Genomic DNA, 21,072 nt, shown 5'->3' on the forward strand with positions numbered 1-21,072 from the left:
TTGCTCCCGATGGCGGTGCATCAGTCACCTGAGCCATTGGCTGAACCACCGTCATCGGGAGCAAGCCCCCTCCCACAGTTGGCCGCCGCAGGCCACAGGTTTCAAGAACACCAGCCACTCATGAATTCTAAGCGGAGCAGTTATGGTTGATCGGCACGACTACGTGGCCCTCGAATGGGTCAAGGGCGACATTGCCGAAACCCTGAAACAGGCTCGTTCGGCGCTGGACACATTTGTCGAAACCGGCGACAGCGAAGCCATCGACGAGTGCCTGGCCGGCATCCACCAAGTGCAGGGTGCGCTGCAAATGGTCGAATTCTACGGTGCCGCCTTGCTCGCCGAAGAGCTCGAAGAGCTGGCCCTGGCGTTCCAGGCTGGGCGTGTCGGCCAGCGCGATGAAAGCATCCGCCTGCTGCAACAGGCCCTCGGCCAATTGCCGCTGTATCTGGACCGCGTCCACAGTGCCCGGCGTGACCTGCCGCTGGTGGTACTGCCGCTGCTCAACGACCTGCGCAGCGCGCGCGGTGAAAGCCTACTGTCGGAAACCAGCCTGTTCAGTCCGCAACTGCTGACGATTGCGCCGTTGAGCGATGAGGTCCTGGCGCAACGTGCGCCGCCTGAACTGCATGAGCAACTGCGCCAGTGGCACCAACTGCTGCAACAAGCCTTGGCCGGCCTGCTGCGTGAAGATCACGGCCCCAGTAACCTGGTGGACATGGCGCGGGTCTTTGCGCGCCTCGAAGCGTTGTGCCAAGGCGCGCCGTTGTTGCCGTTGTGGCAGGTCACCTCGGCGCTGGTCGAAGGCATGCTCACCGGGGTGATCGCCAACAGCCCGGCTTTGCGCAGCCTGCTCAAGGCCAGCGACAAACAACTCAAGCGCCTGCTGGCCCAGGGGATCGGCGGGATCAACCAGCCGGCACCGGATGAACTGCTCAGGAGCCTGCTGTTCTACGTGGCCAAGGTCACTCGGCCGACGCCGCGCATGCAAAGCCTCAAGGAACGCTACGGCCTGGACGAAGCCTTGCCCGACAGTGCCGTGGTTGATGCCGAGCGTGCGCGCCTGGCCGGGCCGGATCGCGACGGCATGGGTTCGGTACTCGGCGCTTTGTGTGAAGAGCTGGTGCGGGTCAAGGAGCGCCTGGATCTGTTCGTGCGCAGCGACCGGCAACACACCAGCGACCTTGATGCGTTGCTGGCACCGCTGCGCCAGATTGCCGATACCCTGGCGGTACTCGGGTTTGGTCAACCGCGAAAGGTGATCATCGATCAATTGGCCGTGGTCCTAAGCCTTGTCCAGGGGCAGCGTGAACCCAACGATGCGGTGCTGATGGATGTCGCCGGCGCCTTGCTGTACGTCGAGGCCACCCTGGCGGGCATGGTCGGCACCGTGGAACCGCAAAGCCGTGAAGAAAGCCGTCTGCCCACGACCGACCTGACCCAGATTCACCAACTGGTGATCCGCGAATCCTGCCAATGCCTGCGGCAAGCGCAGGAGCTGGTCATCGACTGCATCGAAGCGGCCTGGGACCGCCAGCGCCTGGAGTCGCTGCCGCAGCTGTTGAGCCAGGTGCGCGGTGCCCTGGCGATGATTCCCCTGCCACGGGCGGCCAGCCTGATGCGGGGTTGCTCGGATTACGTCGACGAACAGTTGATGCTCAGCGACAGCCCACCTGCCGAGGTGCAATTGGGGCACTTTGCCGAGGTGGTCAGCAGCCTGGAATACTACCTGGAGCGCATGCTCCAGGACCCTGACGCTTCGGGTGAGCGGGTGCTTGAGCTGGCGACCCAGGGTCTGGCCGCGCTGGGCTACCTGCCTGCCGAAAAGCCCTGGCGCCAGGCGCTGGTCGCGCCCGATGGGGCGCTGTCGGCCGAGATCATCCCCAGCCAGTCCCAGTTCGATGCGTTGGCCAGCCCGGCCTCGCGCTTGAACCCGCCGGCCCTGCACCGCCCCGGCAGCTTGCTGCCGCCACCGGCCGACGAAGAACCGATTGACGATGAGCTGCGCGAGGTCTTCCTCGAAGAAGTCGACGAAGTGCTCGAGGTGTTGCACCGCTACCTGCCGGACAGCGCCGACAAAACCGCCCAGGGCGAAATGCGCCGGGCGTTCCACACCCTCAAGGGCAGCGGTCGCATGGTGCGCGCGCTGGTCCTGGCCGAGCTGGCCTGGGCGGTGGAAAACCTGCTCAATCGGGTCCTGGAGCGCAGCGTGACCCTTGGCCTTGAAGTGCAACAGGTGCTGGATGAAGCGGTGGCCCTGTTGCCGACACTGGTCGCCGACTTCGCCAACGACGAGCAGCGCCAGCGCGATGAAGTCGATGCCCTGGCGGCCCGCGCCCATGCCTTGGCCAGCGGCGCCGAACCGCATGACCCGCTGTTGCTGGAGATCTTCCGCAACGAAGCCCAGAGCCATCTCGAGAGCCTCAACCAGTTCCTGCAACAGGCCGCCGAACACGTGCCGCTGCAAGTCAGCGATGAGCTGCAACGCGCCCTGCATACGCTCAAGGGCAGTGCCTATATGGCCGGTGTGCTACCCATCGCCGAACTGGCGCGCCCCCTTGACCACCTGACCCGTGAATACAAAGCCCACCGCCTGCCGCTGGACCTGGACGAAGTGGAGTTGCTGCTGGAGGCCGAAGGCTTGTTCCAGCGTGGGCTGCGTGATTTGGACAGCGACCCCCTGGCGCCGATAAAAGGCGCGCAAGACCTGATCAGCCGTACCCAAGGCCTGCTCGATCAACAACTGCAAGCGTTGCTCGACGCACCCAATACTGGTCTGCGTACCAAGCGCGACCCGCAATTGATCACCAACTTCCTGGCCCAGGGCATGGATATCCTGCTCGACGCCGAAAGCCTGTTACGGCGCTGGCAGCAGCACCCTGGCGAGCGCCAGGAACTGACGGCGCTGCTGGACGAATTGACCACCCTGGGCGAGGGCGCACACGACGCCGACCTGCACAGCATCGACGCACTCTGCGAAGCCTTGCTCGACCTGTATGGCGCCGTGGAAGAGAGCAGCCTGGCGGTCAGCGAACGGTTTTTCCAGGAGGCCGAACAGGCCCATGAAGCGCTGATCAACATGCTCGACCAACTGGCCGCCGGCCAGGAAATCAGCCCGGCACCGGCGCGGGTCGAAGCCTTGCGCGAGCTGCTGGATGAAGCCCTCGACCCCTCCGCCACCGGCCTGATCAAACGTGACGGCAGCCGCGCTCCGAGCATTACCGAACTGGGCGCCGCGACTGCAAGGCTCGACCATGACACGGCCGTGGACGATGAACTGGTCGAGATCTTCCTGGAAGAAGCGGTCGATATCCTCGACAGCGCCGGGCAATCGCTCAAGCGCTGGTTGCTGGAGCCCGACAGTGCCGCGCCGTTGTCGTCATTACAACGCGATCTGCACACCCTCAAGGGCGGTGCACGCATGGCCGAAATAGGGCCGATCGGCGACCTGGCCCATGAGCTGGAGGGCCTTTATGAGGGCCTGGTGGACCGCCGCTACAGTTATTCCACCGAGCTGTCCCAGGTGCTGATGGCCTGCCACGAGCGGCTGGCCTTGCAACTCGAAGAACTGCAGCACCACCAGCCCTTGAGCGACAGCGGCGAGCTGGTCGCCAGGGTGCGCACATTGCGCCAGGGCAGCACTGCGCCCGCTGCCGCCACGGCAGCGCCCACCCAGGGTGCCGACCCTGAGCTGCTGGATATCTTCCTCGAAGAAGCCGCCGATATTCTCGACAGCTCCGGCAGTGCACTGGCGCGTTGGCAGGCTGAGCCGAGTAATCGTCAGGAAGTGGAAACCCTGCTGCGTGACCTGCACACCCTCAAGGGCGGTGCACGCATGGTCGAAATCGCGCCGATTGGCGACTTGGCGCATGAACTGGAATTTCTCTGCGAAGGGTTATCCGCCGGCCAGCTGGCGCCTTCCGCCGAACTGTTCGCGTTACTGCAAGGCTGTCATGACCGCCTGGCGCAGATGATCGACGCCGTGGCACAGGGGTTGCCGGTAGGGTCGGTGGACAAGCTCATCGGGCGCATCAAAAGCCTGGTGCAGGCCGGCGACGAGCCGCCGGTACCGGTCGCCTTGCCCGGCGGCAAGACCGAGGCTGCGGTCGACCCTGCGGCGGATATGGTGAAAATCTCCGCCGACCTGCTGGACGACCTGGTTAACCTGGCCGGCGAAACTTCGATCCTGCAGGGGCGCATCGAGCAGCAAGTCAACGACGCACGCGTTGCCCTCAATGAGGTGGAGACCACGATCGAGCGCATGCGCGACCAGTTGCGTCGCCTCGAGACTGAAACCCAGGGCCGTATCCTCAGCCACCAGCAGGCCGAGGCCGAGCGCCTGGGCTATGAGGAGTTCGACCCGCTGGAAATGGACCGCCATTCGCAGCTGCAACAATTGTCGCGAGCGCTGTCGGAGTCGGCGTTCGACCTGTTGGACCTCAAGGAAACCCTCGACCGCCGCAATCAGGACGCCCACAACCTGTTGCAGCAACAAGCCCGCATCAACACCGAGTTGCAGGAAGGCTTGATGCGCACGCGCATGGTGCCGTTTGAACGGATGCTGCCGCGCCTCAAGCGTATCGTGCGGCAGGTGGCGGAGGAGTTGGGCAAGGACGTGGAGTTCGTGGTCGGCAATGCCGAAGGCGAAATGGACCGCAACGTGCTGGAACGCATGGTGGCGCCGCTGGAACACATGTTGCGCAACGCCGTCGACCATGGCCTGGAGTCGCGCGAGGTACGGCTGTTGGCCGGCAAGCCGGAGAAGGGCCGCATCACCTTGGACCTGACCCACGAAGGCGGTGATATTGTCTTCGACATGCGCGACGACGGCGCCGGCGTACCCTTGGACGCGGTGCGGCGCAAGGCGATCAAGCGCGGCCTGCTGGCTCCTCAGCAGGAGATGAGCGACCGTGATGTGTTGCAGTTCATTTTGCAGCCAGGCTTTTCCACTGCGGAAAAAATCACGCAGATTTCCGGGCGAGGCGTCGGCATGGACGTGGTGCATGAAGAAGTGCGCCAACTGGGCGGCTCGATGGTGATCGACTCGACACCGGGCATGGGCGTGCACTTCCGTATTCGCCTGCCGTTTACCGTCTCGGTCAACCGTGCGCTGATGGTGCAATGCGCCGACGATCAATACGCGATCCCGCTCAACACTATTGAGGGGTTGGTGCGCGTGCTGCCCCATGAACTGGCGGGGCACTATCAGCAAGACCCACCGAGTTATGAATACGCCGGCCAGCGCTACGAATTGTTTTACCTTGGCGATCTGTTGCATACCGGCGCCCGCCCGAAATTGCTCGGCCAGTACCAGCCGGTGCCGGTGCTGCTGGTGCAATGCAATGAACGTCACGTGGCGGTACACGTGGACGCCATGGCCGGTACGCGAGAGATCGTGGTGAAAGCCCTGGGGCCACAGTTTGCGGGCGTGCAGGGTTTGTCCGGCGCGACGATCCTGGGTGACGGACGCGTGGTGCTGATCATCGACTTGCTCGCCCATATCCGCGCCCGGCAACCGGCCTTGCCGGCCCAGGTGGTCGATGCGCCGCTGGTGCTCAACGACCCGCTGAAAAAGCGCCCGCTGCTGGTGCTGGTGGTGGACGACTCGGTCACTGTGCGCAAAGTCACCAGCCGCCTGCTGGAGCGCAACGGCATGAACGTCCTCACTGCCAAGGACGGCATCGATGCCATTGCCGTGCTTGAAGAACACACGCCGGACCTGATGCTGCTCGACATTGAAATGCCGCGCATGGACGGCTTTGAAGTGGCGATGCAGGTGCGCAACGACCCGCGCCTGATGCGCCTGCCGATCATCATGATCACCTCGCGCACCGGCCAGAAACACCGCGATCGCGCCATGGCCATTGGTGTCAACGACTACCTCGGCAAGCCGTATCAAGAGTCGGTGCTGCTGGAAAGCATCGCCTATTGGAGCAAGTCCCATGCTTGACCACCGTGCCAGCCTAGTCACCGGCCTGCTGCTACCTCTGGCTGACCGCCACCTGGTGTTGCCCAACGTCGCCGTGGCCGAACTCATCGACTTCCAACGCGGCGAACCGGCCAGCGATGCACCCCCTTGGTATTTGCGGCAAGTCACCTGGCGTGATCGGCAGTTGCCGCTGATCAGTTTTGAAGCGGTGTGCGGTGAAGCCATCGTCACAAGCGAACGCTCGCGGATCGTCGTGCTGAATACGCTGGGTGGGCGGCCGACATTGAAGTTCATTGCGATGGTGATCCAGGGGATTCCCCGCTCGTACAAGCTCGACAGCCAGTTGAGCTATGTGGACGTCCCCCTGTGCCCCCTGGAGTTGGCGGCGGTGCAGGTGGGGGAGCATGTGGCGAAGGTGCCGGACTTGGTGGGGCTGGAAGCGCTGCTGGTCGAGTCCGGCCTGGCCTGAATTGCTCTGTTTTCAGGCCTTGTACGAATCAACGTGTGGGGGGAGGCCACGTCGCGGGCCGGTTGATCTGCTGCGTCTGTACGTTCGTGTTTGCTACTCAGGCCGCACAAACCGCTCAATCACCGGCTGCTCCCGATGTTCGGCCTGCCACAGGTCGTAGGCACTTTGCATCGACAACCATAACTGGGCAGTACTTACGCCGGCCCGTTCCAGCCGAACGGCAAGGTCCGGGCTGACCGGGGCGCGGCCATGCAAGATCCTTGAAAAGGTTTCTCGCGCGAAGCCGAGGCGCCGCGCCATTTCCGTGATAGTGATACCCAGCGAGGGAACCACATCCTCAAGCAGAATTTCACCTGGGTGAGGTGGGTTGTGCATACCCATATCGATACCTCCACTCAGTGGTAGTCAAGATAATCGACCAATTCGACCTGGTCGTCGAACATCCGAAAAATGATGCGCCAGTTACCACTTATGCTGACGGACCAGTAGTCGATCAGGTCGCCCTTCAAACGATGGAAGCGCCAGCCAGGCATGTCCAGCGCATCAGGGTGCTCGGCTTTGTCCAGAATGAGCAGAACACGGCGCAAGCGCTTTGCATGGTTTGCGTTGATGCCTCTGGTTGAACCGGTCTCATAGAAGGCCCTAAGGCCCTTATGTTTCCAGCTGACGATCATGGCGTAATTGTGATGTGATGCATCACGCCCTGCAATGACCTTGCATCGAATTTAACAGTCGGATTCATGATGCCTGCCCGTGGCACGATTCGGATGGAAAAGGCTAGAGAGGCGAGTTCCGAGCAACAACCTGAAAAGCCTGTCGGAGCATTCTTTGCTGCCTGTAGGGGTAATGAGGGGAGGCGGTTGCTCAGGATTTTTCCTGCAAGATTTTGGGCCGTGCATGAACTTGTCGCGTGCAGTCGGCGCGCCTAGTCTTCGTCCCGTCATCGCAAAAAACGGTGACACGGACGTGCAAGTCCGGTTACATGTCGGCGCACCAGCGCCCATAGCCATTCAGTGGGCGTTTTTATGTCTGCTGTACTTGTTATGGCGGCTGTGCGTGGGAGATTCTTCGGAATCTGCCGGGGTCCGATATGCCCGGTCTTGCACACCTGCGCACGGCTGCCACCTTAATTCGCGTGCAAGCGGAAGAGGGCAGTTTCCATCCCATATCGGAGCTGCGAATCATGATCAAACCTACGCCTCACCCACCAATCTTCACCGTAAACCCTCATCAAAACACCGAAACCCTGCTGGTCAACGCCAGCGAAACCCTGTCCTCCCTCAACGTTCTCACCTGCAATCTGGCTTTTGACCTGGACACGTCCCAGCGCGCCGTTATGCTCGGGATCCAGCAAATGGTGGAGTTGGGGCAGTTGTTGGTGGATCGTGCGCTGGAGCAAGTCAGCCCGTCGCCGGAAGTGTGAAGCGGTCCCTCTGCGGGACTGCTTACTGACAAACACCACTGAGCGAGTGTGGGAGGGGGCTTGCTCCCGATAGCGGTGGGTCAGCCAAGGATGTATCGACAGGTAGCAAGCCATCGGGAGCAAGCCCCCTCCCACACACAAATATGTTCGTTTCCAGACCTAGGCATGCCATAGGTCGTAGGCACTTTGCATCGACAGCCAAAGGCGTTCGGCAACTTCAACTATGGGGTTACCGGCACGGTGCTGGGCATTCCGGAAGGCGTGCTGTTGCGAGCGGCCGGTGCTGCGCAAAAGGCGGCGGGGACGTCCCGGGCGGAGTTTGGAGACTGGTGGGGAGACGCGCCGTACGGCGATGATCAGATTGACCAGCACTGGATCAAGGAGGGTATCGAATATGCGAAAAGCCAAGGATATTAAATGGCCGGCTCAAGGCCTGCTCAACGGGCTGCTGGTGATGTGTCTCGGGTACTTGGCGATCAGTTGGTTGATGAGCTCCGGTACGCCGCAGTTGGATGAGGTAGTACTCAAGTATTCCCTGGGTAACGGCACCTCTATCTACGGCGCTCGGGATGGTCAGGGGGGCGCGACGGTGGGTTTTTCCTACAGGTACTACGTGCATAAGGATCTGGGAAATGATCAGGAACTACTCAAGACATTGGTCTCGGCGCATCCCTTTCTGAAAACCCAGGAGCCCACTGTGCAAGTCAGTGGGCATGAGGGCGTGCTTCGCTTGGATGTTCGGGGGCGAGTGTATGAGTACAGCAGCTACGTTCTTGAAAGCCTTGGAGGAGTCAAGGTGGTGATGGCGTTGTGATTGACCGATGCTGCGCGTTGGGCCTGCAATATTCAATGTAGTGAGCGGGCTTGTCCCGCGTTGGGTGGCGCAGCCGCCCCAAACCCAGGCGCCTCGGTCTATCTGAAACACCCCAGCGTCCCTGTTGGGGCGGCTTCGCCACCCAGCGCGGGACAAGCCCGCTCACTACAGGAAGTGTTTTTGCCTTGAGCACGTGGGCGCACCAGCGTCTATGGCCATTCAGTGGGCGTTTTTTATGTCTGCTGTACTTGTGATTGCGGCTGTGCGCGGGAGATCCCTTGTGCTTTAAAACTTGATCGTTCCCAAAATGGGACCTATCGTTCCCTTTTTGGGACTCTCTGGCCGCCTTCATGCATACCTTGCCGCTCAGCACTGTGCTCTTTACCGTCACTCAGCAAAAAGTGCTTGGCCTGCTTTACGGCAAGTCCGATCAAAGTTTCTTTACCAATGAAATCGCACGCTGGGCCCAAGTGGGCAAGGGCAGTCTCACCCGTGAGCTGGAGCGTTTGCAGTTGGCAGGTATCTTGAGCATGACGCGCCAGGGCAATCAGACCCACTACCAAGCCAACCCCCAATGTCCGATTTACTCGGAGTTGTTGGCCATCGTGCGCAAAACCTTGAGCCTGGACGAGCCATTGCGCAATGCACTGACACCGTTTGCCGAACAGATAACCTGGGCCTTTATCTACGGTTCCATTGCCAAGGGCGAGGCGCACTCATCCAGTGACATAGATCTCATGTTGGTTGGCGAAAGCCTCAACTACAGTGAAGTCATGGAGCAGTTGATGCCGCTGGAAGAACAGCTGGGCCGCACCATCAACCCGACGCTTTACACCCCTGAAGACTGGATAGGCAAATGGCATGCGGGGAACAGTTTTGTACGGCGGGTCATGCAGCAGGACAAGATCAACCTGATTGGGGACAACCCCCTGGAACCCACGGATGGACAACAAGGCAAACCTGGAGAACCTGCAACGTAGTGGTGGCCTAAAGGCTGTGATCGACGGCGCGACGACATTGCTGAGTAGCGTGGAGTATCTGTTGGCGAGCTATCAGTGGGAATGACTTGATCAAATGTGGGAGTACTGGAAAACCGCGAACCTCCCACAGAAAGTGAAGGCCTGTATTCATTCGGGTTATCGTTAACCCAAGCGTAACAGTCCAACGACCAGCTTGATTGATACCCCCCAGTTTCACTCCTAAGGTACAGCCCACGACAGCAATCCTCGTGGAGCGACCATGACAACAACAATCACCCCCGACTCGCGCTGGACGCGGCGGCGCGACGAGAAGCAGCGGCGCCTCGGGTTGGTCCGGCAATACGCAGACGGGGCCGTGTTGGCCAGTGACAAAATCGTCGAGGCCCTTGAAGCCCTGATCCTCCCCGGCGACCGTGTCGTGCTGGAAGGCAACAACCAGAAGCAGGCCGATTTTCTCTCGCGCTCCCTGGCCAAGGCCGACCCGGCCAAGCTCCACGATTTGCACATGATCATGCCCAGTGTCGGCCGTTCCGAGCACCTGGACCTGTTTGAAAAAGGCATCGCCCGTAAGCTGGATTTCTCTTTCGCCGGCACCCAATCCCTGCGCATCAGCCAGTTGCTGGAAGATGGCCTGCTGGAAATCGGCGCGATTCACACCTACATCGAACTCTATGCGCGACTGGTGGTGGACCTGATCCCCAACGTGGTGCTCTCCGCCGGTTTCATGGCTGACCGCGCCGGCAACATCTACACCGGCGCGAGTACCGAAGACACCCCGGCTTTGATCGAGCCCGCTGCGTTCAGCGATGGCATCGTCATCGTGCAGGTCAATCAGTTGGTGGACGACGTTACTGACTTGCCCCGCGTCGATATCCCGGCGAGCTGGGTGGATTTTGTGGTGGTGGCCGACAAGCCGTTCTACATCGAACCGCTGTTTACCCGCGACCCGCGTCACATCAAGCCGGTGCATGTGCTGATGGCGATGATGGCGATCCGTGGCATCTACGAAAAACACAACGTGCAGTCGCTCAACCACGGGATCGGTTTCAACACCGCCGCGATTGAATTGATTCTGCCCACCTATGGCGAATCCCTCGGTCTCAAAGGCAAGATCTGCCGTAACTGGACCCTCAACCCACACCCAACCCTGATCCCGGCCATCGAAAGCGGCTGGGTGCAGAGCGTGCATTGTTTCGGCACCGAGCTGGGCATGGAAAACTATATCGCCGCACGGCCCGATGTGTTTTTCACCGGCCGTGATGGCTCGATGCGCTCCAACCGGATGTTCTGCCAACTCGCCGGCCAATACGCGGTGGACCTGTTTATCGGCGCCACCCTGCAAGTGGACGGCGATGGGCATTCCTCCACCGTCACCCGTGGCCGCCTCGCCGGTTTCGGTGGCGCGCCGAACATGGGCCACGACCCACGCGGCCGCCGGCATGGCACACCGGCCTGGCTGGATATGCGCCACGACGACGCGCCGGAAGCCTTGCTTGAGCGCGGCAAAAAACTCGTGGTGCAAATGGTCGAGACCTTCCAGGAAGGCGGCAAACCCACCTTCGTCGACACGCTGGATGCGGTGGAAGTCGCCCGTAAAAGCGGCATGCCGCTGGCGCCGATCATGATCTACGGCGATGACGTCACCCACCTGCTCACCGAAGAAGGCATTGCCTACCTGTACAAGGCGCGCTCGCTGGAAGAGCGCCAAGCGATGATCGCCGCCGTTGCAGGCGTAACGGCCATCGGCATGCGCCATAACCCCAAGGACACCGCACGCATGCGTCGTGAAGGTTTGATCGCCTTGCCCGAAGACCTCGGCATCCGCCGTACCGACGCCACCCGCGAGCTGTTGGCCGCCAAGAGCGTGGCCGATCTGGTGGAGTGGTCCGGTGGTTTGTACAACCCGCCCGCCAAGTTCAGGAGCTGGTAAATGCGCGCCCTCAAACTGCATGAACTCAGCCTTGCCGATCGACTGGCCGACCTGGCCGTCGATGCGCTGATCGATGAGGCCGACCTGTCGCCCAAACCCGCCTTGGTGGACCGTCGCGGCAACGGCGCCCACAGCGATCTGCACCTGGGCCTGATGCACGCCTCGGCGTTGTCGTTGTGGCCGATGTTCAAGGCCATGGCCGAGGCGGCGATCGAATTCGATGAAATCGGCCTGCCCCTGCGCGAAGCCCTTGGGCAGATTGGTCGCGAAGGTGAGCAAGCGATGCTGATCACCACTCAAGGCGTGAACACTCATCGTGGGGCGATCTGGGCGCTCGGTCTGCTCACCGCCGCCGCCGCGTTGCAACCCCGCGCTGTCACGCTGACTGCCGCCAGGCTGGCCCTGCTCAATGACCGCTATGCGCCGCAGCCCTTGAGCCACGGCGTACAAGTTGCGCAACGTTACGGCGCGCGTGGTGCTCGCGAGGAAGCCCAGCTCGGCTTCCCTTCGGTGATGCAACGCGGCTTGCCGCAACTGCGTACAAGCCGCCTGCAAAACGTCGGTGAGCAGAACGCTCGGCTGGACGCGCTGTTGGCGATCATGACCGAGCTGGCCGACACCTGCGTGCTCTACCGTGCCGGCCCTGAAGGGATCAGCGCCATGCAGCAGGGTGCCCAAGCCGTGTTGGAGGCCGGCGGCAGCGCCACCCTCGCCGGGCGCCGCCGACTGCACGAATTGGACCTGCAACTGCTGGCCCTGAATGCCTCCCCCGGCGGCGCTGCCGACCTGTTGGCCGCCTGCCTGTTTATCGACCGCCTCGACGGAGCGTTGTGATGGAAACCTTATCCTTTGAATTCCCCGCCGGGGCGCCGCCCAAAGGTCGTGCATTGGTGGGATGTGTCGGTTCGGGAGACCTGGAAGTGCTGCTGGAGCCAGGCACGGCGGGCACGCTGACGATCCAGGTGCAAACCTCGGTGAATGGCGCCGAACAACGTTGGCGTCACCTGTTTGAGCGGATTTTCCAGGAGCAGACGCCACCGGCGTTGCACATTGATATTCACGATTTCGGCGCGACGCCCGGCGTGGTGCGGCTGCGCCTGGAGCAGGGTTTCGAGGAGGTCGGGCATGACTGACTTGCTGGCTAAACACAGCTTCGTCGAATTGGGCGCTCGTCAGCGGGCAAAGGCATTGCTGGACGCCGGCTCCCTGCGCGAACTGATCGATCCGTTCCAGCGCGTGATGTCGCCCTGGCTCAGTCGCCAGGGCGTGGTACCCCAGGCCGACGATGGCGTGGTGATCGCCAAGGGCAGCATGGCCGGGTTGCCGGTAGTGATCGCGGCCATCGAAGGGAATTTCCAGGGCGGCAGCCTCGGTGAAGTCGGTGGCGCAAAAATCGCTGGCGCCTTGGAGCTGGCGGCCGAAGACAACCGCAACGGTGTGCCCACGCGTGCCGTGCTGTTGCTGGAAACCGGTGGCGTGCGCCTGCAGGAAGCCAACCTGGGCCTGGCCGCGATAGCCGATATCCACGCGGCGATTGTCGACCTGCGCCAGTACCAGCCCGTGGTCGGCGTGGTGGCCGGCAGTGTCGGTTGCTTTGGCGGCATGTCCATCGCGGCCGGGCTGTGCAGCTACCTCGTTGTCACCCGTGAAGCCCGCCTGGGCCTGAACGGCCCGCAAGTGATCGAGCAGGAAGCGGGCCTGGATGAGTATGACTCCCGTGACCGGCCTTTCATCTGGAGCCTCACCGGAGGGGAGCAACGCTTTAACAGTGGCCTGGCCGACCGCTATGTCGCGGACGATGCCGTGCAGATCCAGCAGACCGTCACCGCGCTGCTGCAACAAGGCTTACCCGCTCAACAGCGCAGCCGTCAGGCCGAGTACTACTTGGCGCGCCTGGCCGAACTGGACGCCACGCCGCAGATCGATCCGACGACGGTGCGCAAGCTGTATCAAGGAGAACGCCCATGAGAGGCTTGCAGTGGTTCAACGCATTGAGCGCCGGGGCGACGCCTGTTGAGGGCTTGCCGGCTTCATTGAGGGTCGCCGACGTTGCCTTGGGCGGGCAAGCCGTGCGCTTTATCGCCGTGGTCACCGACCCACAAAACCGCTTTGCCCGTGCCCGCCATGGGGAAGTCGGCTTGCTCGAAGGCTGGGGCCTGGCCAAGGCGGTGGATGACGCCATCGCCCGTGGCGACCGGCGTCCGATCATTGCCATCGTCGATGTGCCCAGCCAAGCCTACGGGCGTCGCGAAGAAGCCCTCGGTATTCATCAGGCCCTGGCCGCCGCCGCCGACAGTTACGCCCGCGCTCGCTTGGCCGGGCACCCGGTGATTGCGCTCTTGGTGGGCAAGGCTATGTCGGGTGCGTTTCTCGCCCACGGCTACCAAGCCAATCGCTTGATCGCCCTGCGCGACCCGGGTGTGATGGTGCATGCCATGGGCAAAGCTTCTGCCGCGCGGGTGACCCTGCGCAGCGTCGAAGAGTTGGAAACCCTGGCTGCCAGCGTGCCGCCCATGGCCTATGACATCGACAGTTATGCCAGCCTCGGTCTGCTCTGGGAGACGCTGTCGGTCAGCCGGATCGAACAGCCTACTGCGGATGACGTGGCGCGGGTCAGCGACTGCCTGGTGCAGGCGATCAAGGATATCGCCAGCACCGATTTGAGCGGGCGCCTGGGCGCCGCCAATCGCGCCGCCTCCAGCCACGTACGCCAACTGCTGCGGGAGCAATGGTGAACGCGCACGATTTGCTCTGGGGCATGACCCCGGCGCAACTGCCTGCCGATGCACCGGCCTGGGCCCTGGACGCGATCAGCGCCGGCCACCCGGTGGTGGTGCGTCGCGCCGTCGCCGAACCTGGCTCTGTGGCGGTCGGTGTGCGTGGGCGTTTGCGCGAGCAACGTTTTGCCACGGCCATGCCCTTGCACTCGGTGCAGCGCAGCGTCACGCCGCAAGCCCTGCGTGAGCGGCGCTCGTCACGGCAGGTGCCGGCATTGCGCGCGCTTGATCAACTGCGCCCGTTGCTGGCGTCTTTGGACTGGGGTGTCAGCGGCAGCGCCGGCTTTGAGTTGGCCAGCGGCATCGAAGCGCTGCATGCCCACAGCGATCTGGATTTGATTTTGTGTACGCCTGAACCGCTTGATCGGCATGCCGCGCGGGACCTGCTGGCATTGTTGGACACAGCAGTGTGCGCGGTGGACCTGCAACTGCAAACGCCCTTCGGCGCGGTCGCTTTACGCGAATGGGCTGGCCCATCACGCCGAGTGCTGTTGAAAACCGTCAGCGGTGCGCACCTCGTATTCAACCCCTGGCAGGCCGTGGCATGAGCAGCCTGCTGGTGTTTCCGGGGCAGGGCGCGCAACGGCCGGGCATGCTCCAGCCATTGCCTGCCGTTGTGCTGGATGAAGCCAGCCATGCCTTGGGTGAGGACGTTCGCCAACTCGATTGCGCGCAAGCCCTTGAGTCGACGCGCGCCGTGCAATTGTGCCTGTTGATCAGCGGCGTGGCCCACGCCCGCCAGCTGCAATACACACCCGATTACGTAGCGGGCCTGTCCATCGGTGCCTATCCGGCCGCGGTTATCGCCGGTGCCCTGGATTTTGCCGACGCGGTCAGACTGGTCAGCCTGCGCGGCGAACTGATGCAGCAGGCTTATCCACAAGGGTATGGCATGACGGCGATCATCGGTGCTCAGCTAGCCACCGTCGAAGCCTTGCTGGCCGCTATCCACAGCCCGCAAACCCCGGTGTATCTGGCCAATATCAACGCCGACAACCAGGTCGTCATTGCCGGCAGCAACGCGGCGATGGCGCTTGTCGCCGAGCGCATCAAGGGCAACGGCATTGCCAAGCGCCTGGCGGTGAGCGTGCCGTCCCACTGCGCGCTGCTGGAGCAACCGGCCCAGGTGTTGGCACAAGCCTTCGTTGCACTCAAGGCGCCGCGCATCACCTACCTGAGCAGCACCCGCGCCCGACCTATCCACAACCCCGAGCAACTGCGCGATGACCTGGCGTTCAACATGTGCCGCATCGTCGACTGGCGCGGCACCGTGCAAAGCGCCTATGAGCGCGGCGTGCGCCTGCAAATCGAATTGCCACCGGGCTCCGTGCTGACCGGCCTGTCACGCCGGGTGTTCGAGCAAGGCACGGTGATCGCCTATGAAGGCGCGCGCCTGGACACCTTGCAGGCCCTGCTGCAAGAGGAGGAACGCCGCCACCGATAAAGCCCCACCCAAGGCATTCGAAGTACAAAAACAACAATTTCGATCGAGCACTTTGAGGACAACAACAATGATTATCTACGGTGTGGCATTGCTGGCGATCTGCACGCTAGCGGGCGTGATCATGGGCGACATGCTCGGCGTGTTGCTCGGCGTCAAATCCAACGTGGGCGGAGTGGGCATTGCGATGATCCTGCTGATCTGCGCCCGCCTGTGGATGCAAAAACGCGGTGGCATGACCAAGGATTGCGAGATGGGCGTGGGCTTCTGGGGCGCGATGTACATCCCCGTAGTGGTGGCGATGGCGGCGCAACAAAACGTGGTGACGGCCCTGCACGGTGGGCCGGTGGCGGTACTGGCGGCCATCGGTTCGGTACTGGTGTGCGGTTGCACGATTGCCCTGATCAGCCGCACCCACAAAGGCGAACCGCTACCCGCTGAAGAGCCGCTGATCGCGTCGGCAGGAGGTCGCTGATATGTGGGACCTCATCGAGAAAGGTCTGGAACATAACGGCCTGGTTACCGCATTCGCCTTCGTGGGTGTGGTGATGTGGATTTCCGTGGTGCTGTCCAAGCGCCTGACGTTCGGGCGCATTCATGGCTCGGCGATTGCCATCGTTATTGGCTTGGTACTGGCCTGGGTCGGCGGCACACTCACCGGCGGGCAAAAGGGCTTGGCCGATGTGGCGTTGTTCTCCGGCATTGGCCTGATGGGTGGTGCGATGCTGCGGGATTTCGCCATCGTTGCCACGGCGTTTGAAGTGCAAGCCACCGAAGCGCGCAAGGCTGGGTTGATCGGCGTGATCGCATTGCTGCTGGGCACGGTGCTGCCGTTTATTGTCGGCGCCAGCATGGCCTGGGCCTTTGGTTATCGCGATGCGGTCAGCATGACCACCATCGGCGCCGGTGCGGTGACGTACATCGTCGGCCCGGTGACCGGCGCGGCGATTGGCGCGACTTCGGATGTGATGGCGCTGTCGATTGCCACCGGCTTGATCAAGGCGATTCTGGTGATGGTCGGCACCCCGGTGGCGGCGCGCTGGATGGGCTTGGATAACCCGCGCTCGGCGATGGTGTTTGGCGGTTTGGCCGGCACGGTGAGCGGGGTGACGGCGGGGCTGGCGGCGACGGATCGGCGGCTGGTGCCTTATGGTGCGCTGACGGCGACGTTTCATACCGGGCTTGGGTGCTTGCTCGGGCCTTCGGTGCTGTACTTCATTGTGCGTGGGCTGGTTGGCTGACTCTGGAGTTTGTGTTGTCTGGTCTGGCGTCATCGGGAGCAAGCCCCCTCCCACACTTGATTGGGTTCACATATCAAAATGCAGGAGGGGGCTCCCACATTTGATTGGAGCGCAGATCAAAATGTGGGAGGGGGCTTGCTCCCGATAGCGGTCTGGCGGTTGGCATACATCCGACACTCCGCCAGCAACGCGAGCAAATTCGGGTCGCGTTCCTTGGCCTTCAAGAACACCACGCCAATATGCTGCTGCAACCGATACCGCGGTTGCAGCGGTATCAGTTTCACCCGGTTCTCATACACCGCCGCAATCCTTCCCGGCAGAAGGGCATAGCCCACTCCCGAACTGACCATGCTCAGTAACGTGAAAATGTCATTCACCTGCATCGCGACCTTCGGTTCGAACCCCGCTTGCTTGAATACGCGATTGCCATCCTGGTGGGTGGCGAAGCCTTGCGTGAGGGTGATGAAGGTGGCGTCGCGAACGGCGGCGAGGTCGATCTGCTGCTCGCGATCGAACGGCGAGTCGGCCGGGGTGGCGAGGAAGATGTCGTCCGAGAACAGCGCGATCTGTTCGCAGTCAGGGTCGTTGGCGTGCTCATCGAGGGAGATCAGGATCGCGTCCACTTCCATATTCTTGAGCTTGTAGAGCAGGTCGAAGTTGGAGCCCAGGATCAGGTCGATGTTGAGTTCGCTGCGCCGGATTTTCAGGCCCATGATCAGTTGCGGCACGGTCTTGACCGTCAGCGAATACAACGCGCCGAGCTTGAAGCGTTCGGCGGAGAAACCCGCGGCTTCACGGGTCAAGCGCACGCTGTCGACCACATCGGCGACCAGTTTTTGCGCGCGCTCTTCCAGCACGTAGGCACTTTCCAGCGGGGTGAGGTTGCGCCCTTCGTGTTTGAACAGTGGGCAACGCAGGGCATTTTCCAGGGAGTGGATGGCGCGGTGCACGCTGACGTTACTGGTTTGCAGCTCGGCGGCGGCGCGGGCCAGGTTACCGGTGCGCATGAACGCCAGGAAGATTTCCAGCTTCTTGAGGGTGAACTCTTCGTCGATCAGCATGGCCGTGGCTCTTGTTCGAATGCGTTCGATTGTGCCCGCAAAACCGCGTGGCGTCCTCGGAACGTCACAAGACGCTTGCACTCTTATGCGCAAGGTCGGACGCTAGCTCGCCAATGGTTAACGGTTAGGGAGGTCGGTGACAGATGTACCACGGTGAACGATTCAACGCCTGGAGCCATTTGCTCGGGACAGTGGCGGCGTGTATTGGTGCAGTGTGGATGTTGGTGGTGGCGAGCCTGGATGGCAGCCCGTGGAAGATTGTCAGCGTGGCGATTTATGGCTTTACGTTGCTGGTGCTGTACAGCGCGTCGACCGTGTACCACAGCGTGCGCGGGCGGCGAAAAGAGATCATGCAGAAGGTCGATCATTTCTCTATCTACCTGCTGATTGCCGGCAGTTACACGCCGTTCTGCCTGGTGACCTTGCGTGGCCCGTGGGGTTGGACGCTGTTCGGCATCGTGTGGGGGCTGGCGGTGATCGGCATCCTGCAGGAGATCAAGCCGCGCTCCGAGGCGCGCATCCTGTCGATCGTGATCTACGCGGTGATGGGCTGGATTGTGCTGGTGGCCGTCAAGCCACTGATCGCCGCGCTCGGCACGGCGGGGTTTACCTGGCTGGCGGCGGGTGGGGTGCTGTACACCGTCGGCATCATCTTCTTTGCCTTGGAGGACCGGTTGCGGCATTCCCACGGGATCTGGCATCTGTTCGTGATCGGCGGCAGCCTGCTGCACTTCGTGGCGATCATGCATTACGTCTTATAAGCGCTCCAGCAGCTCCCTGGCGCGCAGGCCGAAGATCTCCACCAGCTTGGCCAGCATATGCGGCGGCGGCTCGTCGGCGCGGGTCAAGGCATACAGGGTGATGGGCAGCGGCGGTGTGAGCGTGCGGATGCAGGTGGTGGCCGTCGAGGCACCTGATGCAGTGAAGGGATCGATCACCGTCAAGCCGGCGCCGGACTCCACCATGGCCCGGGCCAGGGAGTAGGTCTGTACGGAGAGGGTCACCCGAGGCGCCGGGTCGACGCTTTCCAGGTAACTCTCGAGTTTTGCCGCCAGCGGGTCAGCGCTGGACAAGCCAATCAGCGGTGCGCCGGCCAGATCCGATAAAGGCAAAGGTTGAGCCGACGCGGTTTCGGGCCAATAGCCTTTGGACGCCAACGCCACCAGCACACCGTTGGCCAGCACCTGGGTGGTCAGCCCCGGATGGCCGGAGAAGTTGAGCGTCAGCGCCAGGTCGATCTCGCGCATCAACAGCTTGTGGACCAGCTCGCGGCTGTGGTCGCTGGACAGCTCGCAGGCGATGTCCGGGTAGTCACGCTTCCACTCCAGCACCGCCGGTGGCAACAGTGACAATGCCAGCGCCGGAATCGCACCGATGCGCACGCTTTGCCCAGGCTCGTGGCGCAGGCTCTTGGCCAGGCGCCGCACCCCTTGCAGGCTCTGGGTGACTTTCTCCACTTCACTTTCCAGCGCCAGGGCTTCCGGGGTGGGCTGCAGTTTGCCGCGCACCCGCAGGAACAGCGGGAAGCCGAGCTGCAATTCGGCGTGTTGCAACACCTTGGTCACCGCCGGTTGCGAGACGTGCAACAACTGCGCGGCGGCGCTGACGGAGCCGGTCTGGCGGATGGCCTGGAAAATTTCGATATGCCGCAAGCGCATGGCAAGTCCATAACCTTTGTTTATAGGTGGACCATCTTTATTCATTGTCGGTGACCTGTCACCTGCCTCTACCCTTGGAACCTCTTACTTCAACCACGGGTGGCGGGGATGGCCAAGCGAGTTTGCATCATCGGCGGTGGCGTCATCGGTTTGGCCAGTGCTTACGCGTTGGTGCGGGCGGGCCATGAGGTGACACTGATCGAGGCTCGCGACAGTGTGGGCAGTGAAACCAGTTTCGCCAACGGTGGGCAGTTGTCTTATCGCTACGTCGCGCCGTTGGCCGACGCCGGTGTTCCCCTGCAAGCCATTGGCTGGTTGCTGCGCGGTGATTCGCCGCTCAGGCTGCGCCCGCGCCTGGACCTTCAGCAATGGCGCTGGATGGCCGCGTTTCTTGGCGCCTGCCGTGGCTCGGTCAACAAGAGCAATGCCGCCCACCTGCTGCGCCTGGCGTCCCTGAGCCAGGACACGTTGCAGCGCTGGCGCGAGGATGATCATCTGGACGGTTTCGACTGGCGGCGTAACGGCAAGTTGGTGACCTTCCGCCACTCGGCCACGTTTGAGCAGGCGCGCAGCAAAGTCACGGATATCCTCCAGCAGCAGGTACTGTCGGCGGTGGATTGTGCGCGCCTTGAACCTGCACTGGCAGACGGTGGTTTTGTCGGCGGCATTTACACGCCGAACGAGGAAGTGGCTGATTGTCATGCCTTCTGCCGGCGGCTCGCCGAGCGGCTTGAGGCGTCGGGCCGGTGCAGGTTTTTACTGGGGCGGCGGGTGACTGCGATTCGCCACGCCAACGGCGTGGTGCGGGCCGTCGAGTTGGGCGATGAAGTGCTGCCCGTGGAACAACTGGTACTCGCGGCCGGCCATCGCAGTGCTGAGTTGGGCTTGCCGGGGTTGGCGCTGCCACTGTATCCGCTCAAGGGCTACAGCCTGAGCGTGCCCATCGGCCCACAGCACCGGGCGCCGAGCGTGAGCATCACCGACTACGACCGCAAGATCGTCTACGCGCGCATCGGTGAGCAACTGCGGGTGGCGGCCATGGTGGACATCGTCGGTTTTGACGCCCGCCTTGAACCCAAGCGCCTGGCACTGATGAAGCGTCAGGCGTTGGAGACTTTCCCTCTGGCCGGCGACTATGCCCACGCGGTCGAATGGGCAGGCATGCGTCCGGCCACTCCGACCGGCGTGCCGCTGATCGGCGCCAGTGTTTATAGCAACCTGTGGTTGAACCTGGGCCATGGCGCGCTCGGGTTTACGCTGGCCAGCGGTAGCGGCCAACTGCTGGCCGAGTTGATTGGCCAGCAGGTTCCTTCCATTGATATGCAGGGCCTGGCGCCCCGCGCTGCATGAGG

At 62.5% G+C, this 21,072-nt stretch carries 21 protein-coding genes; 17 read left to right on the top strand and 4 right to left on the bottom strand.

Translation table 11 applies throughout. The annotated features are described in order from the left end of the window. Positions 1-142: 142 nt before the first annotated feature. Both JBE38_RS12580 and JBE38_RS12585 read left to right on the top strand, forming a co-directional pair. The gene (locus tag JBE38_RS12580; protein WP_205344387.1) at positions 143-5,947 is read left to right on the top strand and encodes an Hpt domain-containing protein; all 5,805 of its coding nucleotides are present in this window, start codon (positions 143-145) and stop codon (positions 5,945-5,947) included. Further along, a complete protein-coding gene (locus tag JBE38_RS12585; RefSeq protein ID WP_205344388.1) occupies positions 5,940-6,395 on the top strand; it encodes a chemotaxis protein CheW in 456 nt (151 codons plus the stop codon). The genes JBE38_RS12580 and JBE38_RS12585 overlap by 8 nt, the downstream gene beginning before the upstream one ends. A gap of 93 nt (positions 6,396-6,488) precedes the next feature. On the opposite strand, the gene JBE38_RS12590 is transcribed toward JBE38_RS12585, so the two are convergent. Further along, a complete protein-coding gene (locus JBE38_RS12590; RefSeq protein WP_060753449.1) occupies positions 6,489-6,776 on the bottom strand; it encodes a HigA family addiction module antitoxin in 288 nt (95 codons plus the stop codon). Positions 6,777-6,790: 14 nt separating this feature from the next. Further along, complete coding sequence (locus tag JBE38_RS12595; protein WP_205344389.1) at positions 6,791-7,069, bottom strand: type II toxin-antitoxin system RelE/ParE family toxin; 279 nt, start codon at positions 7,067-7,069, stop codon at positions 6,791-6,793. A gap of 509 nt (positions 7,070-7,578) precedes the next feature. Here JBE38_RS12595 and JBE38_RS12600 point away from each other — a divergent pair. The 13 genes from JBE38_RS12600 (at position 7,579) to madM (ending at position 17,001) form a co-directional block, all read left to right on the top strand. Further along, positions 7,579-7,818 carry a DUF6124 family protein gene (locus tag JBE38_RS12600; protein ID WP_090368238.1) on the top strand — a complete coding sequence of 80 codons (240 nt, stop codon included), beginning with the start codon at positions 7,579-7,581 and terminating at the stop codon, positions 7,816-7,818. Positions 7,819-8,004: 186 nt separating this feature from the next. After that, positions 8,005-8,235 carry a polymorphic toxin type 44 domain-containing protein gene (locus JBE38_RS12605; RefSeq protein ID WP_205344390.1) on the top strand — a complete coding sequence of 77 codons (231 nt, stop codon included), beginning with the start codon at positions 8,005-8,007 and terminating at the stop codon, positions 8,233-8,235. Next, the gene (locus JBE38_RS12610; protein ID WP_205344391.1) at positions 8,213-8,632 is read left to right on the top strand and encodes a hypothetical protein; all 420 of its coding nucleotides are present in this window, start codon (positions 8,213-8,215) and stop codon (positions 8,630-8,632) included. Before JBE38_RS12605 ends, JBE38_RS12610 begins: the two co-directional genes overlap by 23 nt. Positions 8,633-8,982: 350 nt before the next feature. Beyond that, a complete protein-coding gene (locus JBE38_RS12615; RefSeq protein WP_205344392.1) occupies positions 8,983-9,612 on the top strand; it encodes a nucleotidyltransferase domain-containing protein in 630 nt (209 codons plus the stop codon). 259 nt (positions 9,613-9,871) lie between these two features. Then, positions 9,872-11,542: a malonate decarboxylase subunit alpha gene (mdcA, locus tag JBE38_RS12620; protein ID WP_090368242.1), complete on the top strand. Its 1,671-nt coding sequence runs from the start codon at positions 9,872-9,874 to the stop codon at positions 11,540-11,542. Beyond that, positions 11,543-12,376, top strand: coding sequence for a triphosphoribosyl-dephospho-CoA synthase (locus JBE38_RS12625; RefSeq protein WP_090368244.1), 834 nt, complete (start codon positions 11,543-11,545; stop codon positions 12,374-12,376). After that, positions 12,376-12,675, top strand: a complete 300-nt coding sequence (locus tag JBE38_RS12630; protein ID WP_090368246.1) for a malonate decarboxylase subunit delta — start codon at positions 12,376-12,378, stop codon at positions 12,673-12,675. The genes JBE38_RS12625 and JBE38_RS12630 overlap by 1 nt, the downstream gene beginning before the upstream one ends. Next, on the top strand, positions 12,668-13,510 hold the full coding sequence (locus JBE38_RS12635) for a biotin-independent malonate decarboxylase subunit beta (protein WP_205344393.1): 843 nt from the start codon (positions 12,668-12,670) through the stop codon (positions 13,508-13,510). Before JBE38_RS12630 ends, JBE38_RS12635 begins: the two co-directional genes overlap by 8 nt. After that, on the top strand, positions 13,507-14,277 hold the full coding sequence (mdcE, locus tag JBE38_RS12640; RefSeq protein ID WP_205344394.1) for a biotin-independent malonate decarboxylase subunit gamma: 771 nt from the start codon (positions 13,507-13,509) through the stop codon (positions 14,275-14,277). Before JBE38_RS12635 ends, mdcE begins: the two co-directional genes overlap by 4 nt. After that, positions 14,271-14,867, top strand: coding sequence for a malonate decarboxylase holo-ACP synthase (locus JBE38_RS12645; RefSeq protein ID WP_205344395.1), 597 nt, complete (start codon positions 14,271-14,273; stop codon positions 14,865-14,867). Before mdcE ends, JBE38_RS12645 begins: the two co-directional genes overlap by 7 nt. After that, positions 14,864-15,763, top strand: coding sequence for a malonate decarboxylase subunit epsilon (gene mdcH, locus JBE38_RS12650; RefSeq protein ID WP_090368254.1), 900 nt, complete (start codon positions 14,864-14,866; stop codon positions 15,761-15,763). Before JBE38_RS12645 ends, mdcH begins: the two co-directional genes overlap by 4 nt. A gap of 67 nt (positions 15,764-15,830) precedes the next feature. After that, positions 15,831-16,235 (top strand): malonate transporter subunit MadL, encoded by a 405-nt coding sequence (madL, locus tag JBE38_RS12655; RefSeq protein WP_090368256.1) that lies wholly within the window; start codon positions 15,831-15,833, stop codon positions 16,233-16,235. A gap of 1 nt (position 16,236) precedes the next feature. Beyond that, positions 16,237-17,001, top strand: a complete 765-nt coding sequence (gene madM, locus JBE38_RS12660; RefSeq protein WP_060753435.1) for a malonate transporter subunit MadM — start codon at positions 16,237-16,239, stop codon at positions 16,999-17,001. A gap of 116 nt (positions 17,002-17,117) precedes the next feature. Here the strand turns inward: madM and JBE38_RS12665 are convergent, their stop codons facing one another. Further along, positions 17,118-18,062: a LysR family transcriptional regulator gene (locus JBE38_RS12665; RefSeq protein WP_060753434.1), complete on the bottom strand. Its 945-nt coding sequence runs from the start codon at positions 18,060-18,062 to the stop codon at positions 17,118-17,120. A gap of 143 nt (positions 18,063-18,205) precedes the next feature. On the opposite strand from JBE38_RS12665, the gene trhA reads away from it, so the two are divergent. Further along, complete coding sequence (gene trhA, locus JBE38_RS12670; protein ID WP_060753433.1) at positions 18,206-18,823, top strand: PAQR family membrane homeostasis protein TrhA; 618 nt, start codon at positions 18,206-18,208, stop codon at positions 18,821-18,823. Here the strand turns inward: trhA and JBE38_RS12675 are convergent. Continuing rightward, on the bottom strand, positions 18,818-19,720 hold the full coding sequence (locus JBE38_RS12675; RefSeq protein WP_060753432.1) for a LysR family transcriptional regulator: 903 nt from the start codon (positions 19,718-19,720) through the stop codon (positions 18,818-18,820). The two genes, trhA and JBE38_RS12675, sit on opposite strands and share 6 nt — an antisense overlap. A gap of 108 nt (positions 19,721-19,828) precedes the next feature. Here JBE38_RS12675 and JBE38_RS12680 point away from each other — a divergent pair, with 108 nt between their 5' ends. After that, positions 19,829-21,070, top strand: coding sequence for a D-amino acid dehydrogenase (locus JBE38_RS12680; RefSeq protein ID WP_090368263.1), 1,242 nt, complete (start codon positions 19,829-19,831; stop codon positions 21,068-21,070). Positions 21,071-21,072: the final 2 nt, after the last annotated feature.

This window comes from Pseudomonas sp. ICBG1301 (assembly GCF_016918385.1).
Lineage (GTDB): Bacteria > Pseudomonadota > Gammaproteobacteria > Pseudomonadales > Pseudomonadaceae > Aquipseudomonas > Aquipseudomonas palleroniana.